Source organism: Flavihumibacter sp. CACIAM 22H1 (genome assembly GCF_001601815.1).
GTDB lineage: Bacteria > Bacteroidota > Bacteroidia > Chitinophagales > Chitinophagaceae > Flavihumibacter.
Map to the genome: position 1 here is coordinate 22,977 of NZ_LUKG01000008.1, position 13,367 is coordinate 36,343.

Consider the following 13,367-nt stretch of genomic DNA (forward strand, 5'->3'; position numbering starts at 1 on the left):
TCCAATTTATATTTCGCCTTTAAAGATCTATTTGGTATTGATTTACCAGGCCTCCGTTTCATTAATTCATTTGGATTTTTCGTTGCACTTGCCTTTTTAGCGGCAGCCTGGATTCTTACCCTGGAATTGAAGCGGAAAAGCAGGGAAGGGCTTTTGCATTCGGAAGAAACCATCATAACGGTGGGGGAGCCCGCCAGTATTGGCGAATTACTTACCAATTTTATACTCGGCTTTTTATTGGGTTATAAAATAATCGGCGCATTTGTTATTGGTCCGGCTGATCCACAGGAATTTATATTTTCCTCACAGGGTTCAGTAGGGGCCGGCTTGCTACTGGGGCTGCTTTTTGCCGGATTGAAATGGAGAGAAAAACAAAAGCAACGGCTGGCCAAACCAGAAAAAAGAAGCATTCGGATCTGGCCACACGACCGGGTAGGAGATATTGTTGTATTTGCAGCACTTTTTGGGTTTGCAGGGGCAAAAATTTTCCATAATCTTGAAAACTGGAGCGAATTCACTGCCGATCCTATCGGGGCTTTGTTATCCTTCAGTGGGTTAACCTTTTATGGCGGGCTAATTTGTGCCGCCATCGCTATAATATGGTATGCCAAAAAACATTCGATCGGCATCCGCCATTTATGCGATGCAGCCGCTCCCAGCCTTATGCTGGCCTATGGAATTGGACGCATTGGATGCCAGGTTTCTGGGGATGGCGACTGGGGTATCGTAAATAATAGCCCGAACCCCTATGGCTGGCTACCCGACTGGATCTGGTCCTATACCTATCCGCATAATGTTATAAACGCAGGGGTGCCCATCCCCGGCTGCCAGGGTAATTATTGTAATGAACTGCCTTTACCCGTTTACCCCACCCCCTTTTATGAAACAGTTGCCTGCATCGTATTATTCTTTCTTCTTTGGGCAGTACGTAAAAAAATAACCATACCCGGTCGCTTATTTGGTTTATACCTGGTGGTGAACGGGGTTGAACGGTTCTTTATTGAAAAAATCCGGGTTAATACCAAGTACGACATTTTTGGATTTCATCCTACACAGGCCGAGTTAATTTCCAGCTTGCTGGTTATCACGGGCATCGGAATCTGGTTCTGGACCGAAAAATACGCCCGTAAAAAAAACCTGGTATAAGCACCTGTACATAACCCATAACTGATAAAAAGTTCCGGAGCGGCCAATTGGCCGCTCTTCCTTTTTTTCGGCCACTTATCAGGAATCCGGTTCTTCCAGTAACTATTTCTTTCCGGCATCGTCCAACATCCGTTGCCCATTTGCCGAAAATCAGCCATAACAACCATCCAACACAAAACAATGTACATTGCATTACATAGTACCTACCTTTAACCTGTAATTAACCTTGAACGGTACCAAACTAATTAAAGAACCTTAGACATGAAAAAGACACTCTTCCTGCTGACACTTGCCTTATCCACCTTATCCTTGGTCAGTATGGGACAAAGCACCAATTCCATTAAAGGAAAGGTGACAGATGCATCCAATAAACCGGCAGAAGCTGCTACCATCAGCCTGCTGCTGGCTAAAGATTCATCGGCGGTCAAAATTCAATCAAGCGACAAATCCGGGAATTTCGAATTTCTGGATTTGTCGCTCGGCCGTTACCTTATCCTGGTTACGGCTATTGGTTACGACAAAAGCTATTCCGCCCCTTTTGAACTAACCACAACAAACCCATCGGCCCAATTGCCGTCTGTTCAGCTACGTGCAGTTGTTAAAGAAATGGAAGGCGTAACCGTGGTTCAACGGAAACCTTTTATTGAACAAAAAATAGATAAAACAGTCGTAAATGTAGATGCTGCCGTTACCAATGTAGGTGCCACCGCACTGGAAGTACTTGAAAAATCTCCTGGGGTGATGGTAGATAAAGATGGTAATATCAGTCTCAAAGGAAAACAGAGCGTTCAGGTAATGATGGATGGACGGCCAACCTACCTGACCGGAGAGCAACTGGCCAGTTTGCTTAAATCCATGCCCGCCAGTTCAATTGACCAGATTGAACTCGTAACCAACCCCTCTGCCAAATACGATGCTGCGGGTAATTCCGGGATCATCAATATCAAAACAAAAAAGAACAAACAGAAAGGATTCAACGGAAACCTCAGTTTAAACTACGGGCAGGGTGCTTATTGGAAAACCAATAACAGCCTGAACCTGAATTACCGAACAGGGAAATTTAATTTTTTCGCAAATGGTGGATACAGTGTTTGGAACAGTTTCCAACAACTAGATATTAACCGGGAATTTAGTGATGCCAGTTCAAAAGAGATCAATGCCATTTTTGAACAGACCTCTTTCATGAAAAATGAGAACAAAAACTATAACATTAAACTGGGCGCAGATTATTTCCTGAGCAAAAAAACCACCCTGGGTTTTGTATTGAACGGAAATTTCAGTCCGGAAAATCAAAATGGCCACAATATCAGTTATATGATGAATGCGGCTGCTCAAACAGACTCTATCATTACAGCAACCAGCTCCAATACAGATTTATGGAAGAATAAAAGCATCAACCTCAATATCAGGCACCAGTTTGATTCAACCGGGAAAGAACTGACGGCCGATGTAGATTATATAAGTTATGGATCCAATAGCCGGCAGCTTTTTGTTAACACTACTTTTGATCCGCAATGGAATCAACGCTACGTAGAAAACCTGCGGGGCCGGTTACCTATTGATATTGACATTTACTCAGCAAAAGTGGACTATACACACCCATTGAAAAAGGGTGCTAAAATGGAAGCCGGCTTTAAAACCAGCTTTGTAAACACAGATAATAATGCCGACTATTCCAACCTGGTGGATGAAAAATGGACTGCTGATTATGATAAATCCAATAATTTCAAATACCAGGAAAATATTCTTGCTGGTTACCTCAATTATAACCGGCAAATCAAAAAATTTGGAATACAGGCCGGGCTTCGGTATGAACATACCCGCTATGAAGGGCACCAGTACGGAAACCCCGAAAGAACCGATTCCTCGTTCAGCCGCAGTTATGGCAGTTTATTTCCCACCTTGTTTATCAGTTATGCAGCCAATGACAAAAACCAGTTCGCCGTTTCTTATGGCAGAAGAATTGATCGCCCGGCTTACCAGGATCTGAACCCCTTTCTTTTCTTTCTGGATAAATATACCTATGGCCGGGGGAACCCTTACCTGCAACCACAGTTTACCCATAATATTGAACTCACCCATACCTATAAAGGTTTTTTGACAACCACCTTAAACTATAGCCAAACAAAAGATTTTTTTAGTGAAACCTTTGCACAGGGTAACCCGCAGTTTAATGAACCGGAATATGCTACCATTGTACGCCAGGGCAATATAGGTACCAGACAAAATGCCGGCGCTTCCATCAGTGCACAGGTACCTGTACAAAAATGGTGGACAGCAATTCTCTACACCAACTATAATTATAACAAATTCAACGGTGTCTTGAACAATGAAAAAATTGATGTGGCTGCCGGTACACTTATGCTGAATGTAAACAACCAGTTTAAATTCAATAAAGGCTGGAGTGCAGAACTGAGCGGATGGTACAGGAGCAAGGGGGTAGAGGGACAAATACTGATCGATCCAATGGGGGCTGTTGCAGCCGGTATCTCCAAGCAGGTACTGAAATCAAAAGGAACCCTTAAGCTCAATGTTCGCGATATGTTTTATACCCAAAAAGTAACCGGGCAAATCGACTTCCAAACCACCAAAGCAAGTTTCACAAACCTGCGTGATACACGTGTTGTAAATCTGTCTTTCGTTTATCGTTTCGGTAAACCTATAAAGGGCCCCCAGCCGCGCAGGAAAACCGGTGGTGCAAATGATGAACAAAATCGCGTAAAAATGGGCGGTAATAATTAACCAGTTAAGTAGCATTACCATTAAACCTTCTCCTGGTTAAATCTTTAAGATCGTTCCGCTAAGCGGGACGATCTCTAAGACCTCAAAACCAGTTCCTATTTTTCGTACCTGATTTTAACCGTTCCCCCTCATTTTGCTTTTTTCGCCACACCTGATGACACAATTTTAACCTCGAACAAGCTAACACACCTTTCCAATGAAAGTATTTTTTATTACCGTACTTGCCCTCTTAGTTGCGGTTACTGGTGCAATGGCACAAAACAGCAGAATTCTCAAAGGCAGGGTAACCGACCAGCAGAACCTGCCGATCCAGGCAGCCACCATTACACTGCTGGAAGACTCCTCCAAAAAATTAATCAAAATTGGCACCACAGATAAAGAAGGAAGATTCGAATTCCAACAACTGCCGGCAACCTTTATACTGGTTCAGATCTCTGCTATCGGATTTGACAGTTATGCTACCGTAGTACAACCGCTGAAAGAAAATACAGAACAGGAGCTTCCTGCCATTCCGTTAAAACAGGCCGATAAAAACCTGCAGGCCGTAACTGTTACGGCAAAAAAGCCGATGGTAGAAGTAAAAGCCGATAAAACGGTTGTAAACGTGGATGCTTTTATTTCCAATGCCGGCGGCACAGCGCTGGATGTATTGGAAAAATCGCCCGGTGTAAGTGTTGACAGAGATGGAATTTTAAGTTTGAAAGGAAAACAGGGAGTAATTGTATTAATTGATGGGAAACAAACCTACCTAAGCGGGCAGGATTTGGCCAATTTGCTAAGGAATACTCCGTCTAGCCAGCTCGAAGCAGTGGAAATAATGACACAGCCTTCCGCAAAATACGATGCATCGGGCAATAGTGGCATCATCAATATCCGCACAAAAAAAGGCAGGCAGAATGGATTCAATGGCTCCGTAAACCTGAGTTATGTGCAGGGTGCCTATCCTAAAACCCCCAATAGTGTTAGTATAAACTACAAAAAGGATAAGATTACTTTGTTCAGTACCTTAAGCTATTCATACTGGCAGGGGTTTAATGATCTTAAACTGGTTCGGAAGTTTTCACCAAAAGAAAATGAAACGCAGGGCTCCCTGTTTGATCAAACATCAAAAGGTAAGTTCCATAACCACAACCTTAGTTTGCGAACCGGCATGGAGTATTCACTCGATAAAAATACCACCATCGGTTTTCAGGTCAACGGCACCTACAATCCCCGGGAATTCAATTCAAACAGTTCTGCTATGATCTATACAGGTGGAACTGAACCGGAATCAGGCAACCTGGCTTCCAGCCTGAATAAAGACACCTGGAAAAATTTTGGCTCCAATATCAACTTCAGAAAAAGGTTGGATACTACGGGGCGGGAACTGACGGCTGACCTTGATTATATCTGGTACGGGTCCAATGCCTTACAGACTTCCGATAACTATACCTACCAGTATCCGGCAGGAATTATTTCCGACTCCTTTCTGATTCGGGGCGACCTGCCTTCCGATATAAAAATTTATAGTTTCAAAACAGATTATGTACATCCGCTCAATAAATCATCGCGGTTGGAAGCCGGATTAAAATCGAGCTATGTTACCACAGACAATGATGCGGCCTATAAAACCTGGAACAACCAGGAGAAACTATGGGAGGTAGACCTTACCCGCTCGAATCAGTTTATTTATGAAGAAAATATCAATGCCGCTTATATAAATTACAACAAGGAGTATAAAAAATGGTCCTTACAAACCGGGTTAAGGATGGAACATACCTATGCAAAAGGCAAACAGGTAGTAAATGACGAACGCTTTATCCGTAATTATGTGCAGCTTTTTCCTACGGTATTTGCGAGTTATAAACTGGATGAAAAAAATACCCTTACCGCCAATTATGGCCGGCGCATTGAGCGCCCCAATTACCAGGATATGAATCCCTTCCAGTTTTTCCTGGACCAGTATACGTTCCGCATGGGAAATCCCAACCTGTTACCCCAGTTCACGCATAACGTAGAGCTTTCGCACAACTATAAGGGCGTCTTTAACACCACTTTAAATTATACCCGTACAACGGATGTTATCAATGATATTCTCAAACAGAATGATACTACCAAAGTAACCTTCCAAACCAAAGAAAATATCGCTACCCGCAGGAATATAGGCATTGCTATCAGCTATAATCAACCATTAACCAAATGGTGGACGATCTCTCTGTACGGAAACCTGTTCAATAACCATTTTACGGGCTTTGTAAATAATGAACCGCTGGATGCATCCATTAGCTCCTATATGGGCAACATCAACAACCAATTTAAGTTCGCAAAGACATGGGGCGCTGAGTTGAGTGGATTTTATCGGAGCAAAATGCAGGAAGGCGGCATTATCATTGCCCGTCCAATGGGCATGTTTTCAATCGGCCTGTCCAAACAGGTGTTAAAAAGCAAGGGAACCCTGAAGCTTTCTGTAGTAGATCCGTTTGCACTGATGCAATTCAGTGGCTATACCAAATTTGGAAACATTGATACCCGCATCAATGCCCGCTGGGACAATCGCCGGGTTGCACTTAGTTTCAGCTACCGTTTTGGGAAAACGAATGGCGGCCCGCAGCGACGCCGTTCGGGCAGTGCCACAGACGAGCAAAATCGGGTAGGTAATAATAACCAGCAATAGTTTTTTCTCTATGAGTGTTAGTTTAAGGTTCAAACGTCCTGTTTCTACAGGACGTTTTTTACATTTGCAGTAATCCCTGTAAGCCAGGGGTAAAATTTTAGCCTATGCCATCTTTTGATTTAGTCAGTAAAGTGGATATCCAGACGCTTGATAATGCAGTAAATACCGTTAAGAAAGAAATAACCAACCGGTTTGATTTTAAGGGATCGCCGGTGGAAATAAACCTGGACAAAAAAGAGTTCAAACTAACCATTGAAGTGGAAAGTGAAATGAAACTCAACCAGGTTACCGATGTGCTTATCAGCCGAAGCATTAAACAGGGATTGGATGCCAATATTTACGATTTCGACGCCAAACCCGGTTACCAGAGTGGTAAAACCTGGAAAAAGGAAATCCCCGTACGGAACGGACTGAAACAGGAAGATGCCAAGAAAATTGTAAAGCTGATAAAAGACAGTGGTTTAAAGGTACAACCCGCAATTATGGATGATATTGTGCGGGTTACCGGTAAAAAAATTGATGACCTGCAGTCGGTAATCCAGGCCAGTAAAACCTGGAATCTTTCCATTCCGCTGCAATATATTAATATGAAGAGTTGATTTTCAACCAGATAGATTCAGTATCTTTTTTTGAATGCAATGTTCAAAATCCAACGGAAAGTACTAATTTTGCACTTTCCTAAAATTAAATCAGTACGGCAAAATCCGTACGGCCTTTAAAATAGCAGTTATGAAACAAGGTATCCATCCGCAGAATTATCGCTTCGTAGTGTTTAAGGACATGAGTAATGGTTTTGCATTTTTGAGCAAATCCACCACCGCTTCAAAAGAAACCATTCAATGGGAAGACGGTAATGAATATCCGCTGGTTAAATTGGAGATTTCCAACACTTCTCACCCTTTCTTCACTGGTAAGAACGTGATGTTGGATACAGCAGGACGTATCGACAAGTTCAAAAAGAAATACGCAAAGAAATAATAACGAAGCCGGCAAATGCCGGCTTTTTTATTGGGCAACAGGGTAGGAGGAGAATTGAATAGTGAAAGAGAAGAATATTTAGCTGGAATTCGCCATTCACCATCCAGCTTTATTATCTTTAAGCATGCAATCTATCATCTTCTCTGAGGAATATTGCCAGCCGGAAAATCTATATCCCTTCAACCTCACCCGCCGGGTGCAGGATATACGGGTAGGGATCAGAACCATCCGGGAAAAATGGGAAGCGGCACTACAGCTTCCTTCTTTTGATAAATGGGAAGGTGATTACAAAGAAACTGAACAATCTCTCCTGATTGATGCATCCCTGGTCTCCGGGGATTATTTGTTATTACATGCCAATATCCTGCCCGATAAGGAATTGGTTGCAGCAATACAGGCACTCAAAACCGGCCAAGCTCTCATACACGCCGAAGCAGGGGCCATTGCTCTTCATTTTAACGCTGCAGATGTAACGGGCCTGCACAAAATAAGGGTGCAGCAAACCATTTCCTACCCGGCCGATTTGCTGAGTATACGGTATCCCTGGGATATTTTTCGCCTCAACGACCAGGCAATCCGGTACGACCTGGAGTTCCTTTTACAAACAGTCGCTTCCTACCCGATATCTGCCTCCAATACCATCATCGGCAACCATCCCATCCTGGTGGAAGAAGGGGTGGAAATGGAAGCCTGTATCATTAATGCCAGCGCCGGCCCGGTTTATATTGGCCGGGGAGCCCAGGTAATGGAAGGCACCTGTATCCGCGGCCCTGTTGCCATCTGTAACAACGCACAGGTAAAAATGGGGACCCGCCTTTATGGTGGAACTACCATCGGGCCCTATTGTATAGTAGGCGGAGAAATTAAAAATGCGGTGTTGATGGGGTATTCGAACAAAGCCCATGAGGGCTATCTGGGCGATGCTGTGGTAGGGGAATGGTGTAACCTGGGGGCAGGGAGTTCTGCTTCCAATGTAAAAAACAGTGCAGGGCCTATAACCGTTTACCACCCGGCCAGCCAGGGTGGCAAAGCCATTGTAGGAAACAAATGCGGCTTGCTGATGGGCGATTACAGCAGGTCTGCCATAAATACCTCTTTTAATACCGGAACAGTGGTGGGTATTTGTTCCAGTGTATTCGGAACAGGGTTATTACCCAAATATATTCCTAACTTTTCCTGGGGAGCGGAAGGCATTCGTAAATACGATTTTACCCGCGCCCTGCGCGACCTTGAGAACTGGAAGAAATGGAAAAACTCCCACCTTACACCGCGTGAACAACATATCCTGAGATATATTTACGATAATTATTAAATCAGACTATCAAGAATGAGAAAACAAATCGCAGCAGCAAATTGGAAAATGAATCTCACGTACCAGCAGGGAGAAAAATTACTCGATGAAATTCTTCATGAAAAACATGCCCTTGGAGCGCAGCAACAGGTAATTTTCGCCGTGCCTTATCCTTACCTGATTATGGCTAAAAGCGAAGTAGCCAATGAACAGAACTATTTTGTAGCTGCCCAAAACTGCCACCATAAAAAATCAGGCGCTTATACGGGTGAGATTGCCGTAGATATGTTGAAATCTATTGGTATTCCTTACTGTGTAATTGGGCATAGTGAAAGAAGGGAGTATTTTAATGAATCGAACCAGGAACTGGCCGCCAAGCTGGATTTATTGCTGGAGCAGGAAATTCAACCCATCTTCTGCTGTGGTGAGCCACTTTCTGTTCGTGAAGCGGGAAATCAAAATGAGTTTGTAGAAATTCAATTGAAAGAAAGCCTTTTTCACCTGAGTGCAACCCAGCTTACGAAAGTGGTTATTGCCTATGAACCCATTTGGGCAATTGGAACAGGAAAAACCGCCAGTTCGGCACAGGCACAGGAAATGCATGCATTTATTCGCAGTGTGCTTAGCAAACAATACGGTGCTGAAGTAGCCGATAGCGTTTCTATTTTATACGGAGGAAGCGTTAAAGCGGCTAATGCTGATGAGCTTTTTTCCCAGCCCGATGTGGATGGTGGTTTGGTAGGAGGTGCATCACTGCAGTCGGCCGAATTCATCGCCATTATAAAGGCACTAAAAAAATAAACTATGCAAAGAGCGGAAAGTTTGCAACCACTCTCACGCCAGCACAAATCAGCATTAATGACCTGTTTACTGATCCGGAAAGGGGTCAGTAAACAGGCCCCAGTTGCTGTTATGACAGAGTTTTTACTGCAATGCTGGAATAAGGAGTTAAAGGACCATTTCGGGCAGGAAGAAACACAGCTGCTGCCTTTATTAAAAACAACCCCTGAAGGCACCGCGTATGCTGCTGCCATTCTTCGTGATCATGAACTCTGGCGTACTGCCATGACCCATCTCCAACAGGCCAATATTACCCACCGCCTGCTGGGTGATCTGGCTGATCAGTTGGAACAACATGTACGGTATGAAGAACGGATAGTTTTTCCCTATCTCGAACAAAGTGTTCCGGCTGCAAGCCTGAACCAGCTTCACCTCACAGAGGACGGCGGCGTTTCCGTTTGTAATAGTTTCCCCACAAAGTTTTGGGAATAACTACCTCGTCTTTTGCATATAAACTGAAATCAGTAAATTTCAACCATGGCCAGAATTTTATTGATTTTCGCTCACCCCGCACTCGAAAAATCCCGGGTACAAAAAGAACTTCTCCAAAAAATACCCGGCCTCCCGGGCATCAGCTTTCACGACTTATACGAAACCTATCCGGATTTCCTGATTGACGTAAACCAGGAAAAACAATTATTGCTGAAACACGACCTTATTCTTTTCCAGTTTCCTTTTTATTGGTACAGTGCCCCGGCTATCATCAAACAGTGGATGGAATTGGTATTGGAACATGGCTGGGCCTATGGAAAAGACGGCAAGGCTCTTGCAGGAAAAGGCTGGATGAATATAATCAGTTGCGGTGGCTCCAAAGAAGCCTACCAGCTTAACGGGCGTAATCACCGAACTATTCATGAATACCTGTATCCCTTTGAACAAACTGCCAGATTATGTTCCATGGAATACTGGCCACCTTTTGTTGTTCATGGCACACACCGGCTTGATTCCACCGATATCCGCCTGTATGCTTCTCAATATGAGCAACTCTTGTTGGGGCTGGAAGCTGACCGTATAAGTCTGGAAGAACGTACCGGATGTATTTATATGAACGATTTAATTCCCCTACCAACCTCTATTCAATCCTGATAAATGGACCAAAGCTCTTTTCTTTTCCAGGCCCTGGTATATCTAACGGCCGCCGTGTTAATGGTGCCTATTGCTAAAAAAGCCGGACTGGGTTCAGTGCTGGGCTACCTGGTTGCGGGTATGCTGATCGGTCCTGCCTTTCTTAACCTGGTGGGTGATAGTACCAATGTTATGCATGCTGCCGAGTTTGGGGTAGTGATGATGTTGTTTGTAATCGGCTTGGAGCTGGAACCTAGTTTGCTCTGGAAACTTCGAAAACCTATTGTTGGATTGGGCGGTCTGCAGGTTCTCTGCACGCTGGGCCTGGTATGCCTGATTGCGATGGCCATGGGCTATGAATGGAAAGTTTCACTCGCCATTGGTATGATCGTTGCCCCCAGTTCCACTGCCATCGTGCTACAGACCTTCCAGGAAAAAGGACTGATGAAAACAGAGGCAGGTCAAGGTGGATTTTCGGTATTGCTGTTCCAGGATATTGCAGTTATTCCAATGCTTGCCCTTTTGCCCTTATTAGGAAATGGAACAGCCAGTAATAATAGCAGCTCGCACGCTGGCGGCACCTGGGTCAGTCATCAACCCGCCTGGTTTCAAACCCTGCTGGTATTTGCGGCAGTGGTCTTTATTATACTAGCCGGTCGATTCCTGATTCGCCCCTTATTGAGAATAGTAGCAGCAGCCCGGGTACGGGAGGTATTCACCGCAACCTCCCTGTTACTGGTAATTGGTATAACCGTGTTAATGACCAAAGTTGGTTTAAGCCCCGCACTGGGAACTTTCCTGGCAGGCGTTGTATTGGCCGACTCCGAATACCGGCATGAGCTGGAAAGCGATATTGAACCTTTTAAAGGGTTACTACTGGGACTTTTCTTTATTGCCATAGGAGCCAGTATCAATTTTCAGTTACTTGCCAACCTGCCGGTATTACTGTTTGGAATTGTGCTTGGATTAATGATAATAAAATGCCTTATTCTGTTGGTTTTGGGAAGGTCTTTCCGTTTAAGTACAGACCAAAACCTGCTTTTTTCCCTCGGGTTGTGCCAGATCGGGGAGTTTGCTTTTGTTCTACTTACATTCTCCAGGCAGGAGCAGATAATCAGTAATGAAATTGCAGATATCATCATGGCTGCAGTAGCGCTAAGCATGGCACTTACGCCTGTTTTATTCCTGTTCTTTGAACGGGTCATCCAACCCCGTTTCGGGACCCTGGAAAAAACGGAGAGAGAACCGGATACGATAACAGAAAAAAGCCCGGTGATTATTGCAGGTTTTGGACATTTCGGCAATACTGTGGGGCGCTTTTTAAAAGCCAATGGCATCGGCTGTACCATTTTGGATATCGATTCTGACCGGGTTGATTTCCTGCGAAAATTCGGTTTCAAGGTTTATTATGGAGATGCATCGAGGTACGACCTGTTGCATTCAGCGGGCGCCGCAGACGCCAAAGTGATTTTGATTACTATCGATGATGCCGAAAAAAGACTGGAGATGATCGAAACCATCAAAAAACATTTTCCTAACCTGCAAATGATGGTTCGGTCTTCGAACCGTTATGATGCTTATGATCAGATGAATGCCGGCATGTTACATATTTACCGGGAAACGCTTGATAGTTCACTCAGAATGGGCGTAGATACCATGAAATTACTGGGGCACCGAAGCTATACCGCCACCCGGGCCGCCCAAACCTTTTTGAAATACGATGAATTGGCCGTAAAAAAATTATCCTCGATCCGGGACCAGAAACAATACATCAATACCAGCCGTGAATTCATTGAAGAGCTGGAAAAAATTATCCGGAACGATGCCCGTATGCCGGATATTGCCCGTGAAAAAGGATGGGACGACGACAGCCTTATAAAAGAAGTGAAAGACAATGCCTAATACCGCAACGGTTAGTAAAAGCAGTTGATCAGCTCTTAAGCTTTTGCACCAGCGAAATGTATTCCTGTTGGGCAGCTTCTTTAGATTTTCCCTGCAGAGAGGACCAGGCTTCATATTTTGCTTTGGCAACAAAATCAAACATGGAAGGAGCTTCCCCGTTCACATCCCCTTCAGTGGCCTGTTTATACAGCGAATACAGCTGCAGAAGGGTTTCGTTGCTGGGCCGTTCAGAAAGATTTTTACTGTCCGCCACCGCCTGCTCAAATGCCTGGTTTAGCTCCATAAAAAGATCGTTTTTTGGCGAATCTAACCGATTTTTGATCAACTCCAAATAGTTTGCCGAAAGACTCCACCGAACGCTGTTGTCTGATTGCTTTTCGCTAATTTTGCCCACTTATTCAGACAGATACATGAAGAATATCCGGAATTTTTGCATCATTGCCCATATTGACCATGGAAAAAGTACCCTGGCAGATCGTTTATTACAGAATACCAACACCATCAGTGATCGGGATATGATGGACCAGGTACTGGATGATATGGACCTGGAGCGTGAAAAAGGGATCACTATTAAAAGCCACGCTATCCAGATCAACTATAAACATTCTGATAACCAGGAATATATATTAAACCTAATTGATACACCCGGCCACGTAGATTTCAGTTATGAGGTAAGCCGGGCATTAGCGGCTTGTGAAGGTGCCCTTTTATTAGTGGATGCTGCCCAGGGAATTCAGGCACAAACCATTA

At 44.2% G+C, this 13,367-nt stretch carries 12 protein-coding genes; 11 read left to right on the forward strand and 1 reads right to left on the reverse strand.

Annotated elements, in window-relative coordinates; translation table 11 throughout:
* The 10 genes from A1D16_RS04150 to A1D16_RS04195 form a co-directional block, all read left to right on the forward strand.
* The coding region (locus A1D16_RS04150) for a prolipoprotein diacylglyceryl transferase (RefSeq protein ID WP_290707972.1) at positions 1-1,146 on the forward strand (1,146 nt) is incomplete at its 5' end.
* 261 nt (positions 1,147-1,407) lie between these two features.
* Positions 1,408-3,888: an outer membrane beta-barrel protein gene (locus A1D16_RS04155; RefSeq protein WP_290707973.1), complete on the forward strand. Its 2,481-nt coding sequence runs from the start codon at positions 1,408-1,410 to the stop codon at positions 3,886-3,888.
* Positions 3,889-4,084: 196 nt separating this feature from the next.
* Positions 4,085-6,541 (forward strand): outer membrane beta-barrel protein, encoded by a 2,457-nt coding sequence (locus tag A1D16_RS04160; RefSeq protein ID WP_290707974.1) that lies wholly within the window; start codon positions 4,085-4,087, stop codon positions 6,539-6,541.
* Between the two features lie 104 nt (positions 6,542-6,645).
* Positions 6,646-7,140, forward strand: coding sequence for a YajQ family cyclic di-GMP-binding protein (locus A1D16_RS04165; RefSeq protein ID WP_290707975.1), 495 nt, complete (start codon positions 6,646-6,648; stop codon positions 7,138-7,140).
* A gap of 130 nt (positions 7,141-7,270) precedes the next feature.
* Positions 7,271-7,519, forward strand: coding sequence for a type B 50S ribosomal protein L31 (locus A1D16_RS04170; protein WP_290707976.1), 249 nt, complete (start codon positions 7,271-7,273; stop codon positions 7,517-7,519).
* Between the two features lie 124 nt (positions 7,520-7,643).
* The gene (locus A1D16_RS04175) at positions 7,644-8,831 is read left to right on the forward strand and encodes a putative sugar nucleotidyl transferase (RefSeq protein WP_290707977.1); all 1,188 of its coding nucleotides are present in this window, start codon (positions 7,644-7,646) and stop codon (positions 8,829-8,831) included.
* Positions 8,832-8,846: 15 nt separating this feature from the next.
* Positions 8,847-9,611 (forward strand): triose-phosphate isomerase, encoded by a 765-nt coding sequence (tpiA, locus tag A1D16_RS04180; protein ID WP_290707978.1) that lies wholly within the window; start codon positions 8,847-8,849, stop codon positions 9,609-9,611.
* A gap of 3 nt (positions 9,612-9,614) precedes the next feature.
* Positions 9,615-10,082, forward strand: coding sequence for a hemerythrin domain-containing protein (locus A1D16_RS04185; RefSeq protein WP_290707979.1), 468 nt, complete (start codon positions 9,615-9,617; stop codon positions 10,080-10,082).
* 45 nt (positions 10,083-10,127) lie between these two features.
* Positions 10,128-10,736, forward strand: a complete 609-nt coding sequence (locus A1D16_RS04190) for an NAD(P)H-dependent oxidoreductase (RefSeq protein WP_290707980.1) — start codon at positions 10,128-10,130, stop codon at positions 10,734-10,736.
* 3 nt (positions 10,737-10,739) lie between these two features.
* Positions 10,740-12,617, forward strand: coding sequence for a monovalent cation:proton antiporter-2 (CPA2) family protein (locus A1D16_RS04195; protein WP_290707981.1), 1,878 nt, complete (start codon positions 10,740-10,742; stop codon positions 12,615-12,617).
* A gap of 28 nt (positions 12,618-12,645) precedes the next feature.
* Here A1D16_RS04195 and A1D16_RS04200 read toward each other — a convergent pair whose 3' ends face one another.
* A complete protein-coding gene (locus tag A1D16_RS04200) occupies positions 12,646-12,900 on the reverse strand; it encodes an acyl-CoA-binding protein (RefSeq protein WP_290707982.1) in 255 nt (84 codons plus the stop codon).
* Positions 12,901-13,027: 127 nt separating this feature from the next.
* On the opposite strand from A1D16_RS04200, the gene A1D16_RS04205 reads away from it, so the two are divergent.
* Positions 13,028-13,367 (forward strand): GTP-binding protein (locus tag A1D16_RS04205; RefSeq protein ID WP_290707983.1); only part of this gene is annotated, 340 nt, incomplete at its 3' end.

Bases quoted from the DNA above. Each gene is read 5' to 3' on its own strand.
- tpiA (WP_290707978.1), top strand. From the start codon at position 8,847: ATGAGAAAACAAATCGCAGCAGCAAATTGGAAAATGAATCTCACGTAC.
- A1D16_RS04190 (WP_290707980.1), top strand. From the start codon at position 10,128: ATGGCCAGAATTTTATTGATTTTCGCTCACCCCGCACTCGAAAAATCC.
- A1D16_RS04165 (WP_290707975.1), top strand. From the start codon at position 6,646: ATGCCATCTTTTGATTTAGTCAGTAAAGTGGATATCCAGACGCTTGAT.
- A1D16_RS04175 (WP_290707977.1), top strand. From the start codon at position 7,644: ATGCAATCTATCATCTTCTCTGAGGAATATTGCCAGCCGGAAAATCTA.
- A1D16_RS04170 (WP_290707976.1), top strand. From the start codon at position 7,271: ATGAAACAAGGTATCCATCCGCAGAATTATCGCTTCGTAGTGTTTAAG.
- A1D16_RS04155 (WP_290707973.1), top strand. From the start codon at position 1,408: ATGAAAAAGACACTCTTCCTGCTGACACTTGCCTTATCCACCTTATCC.
- A1D16_RS04200 (WP_290707982.1), bottom strand. From the start codon at position 12,900: ATGGAGCTAAACCAGGCATTTGAGCAGGCGGTGGCGGACAGTAAAAAT.
- A1D16_RS04160 (WP_290707974.1), top strand. From the start codon at position 4,085: ATGAAAGTATTTTTTATTACCGTACTTGCCCTCTTAGTTGCGGTTACT.
- A1D16_RS04185 (WP_290707979.1), top strand. From the start codon at position 9,615: ATGCAAAGAGCGGAAAGTTTGCAACCACTCTCACGCCAGCACAAATCA.
- A1D16_RS04195 (WP_290707981.1), top strand. From the start codon at position 10,740: ATGGACCAAAGCTCTTTTCTTTTCCAGGCCCTGGTATATCTAACGGCC.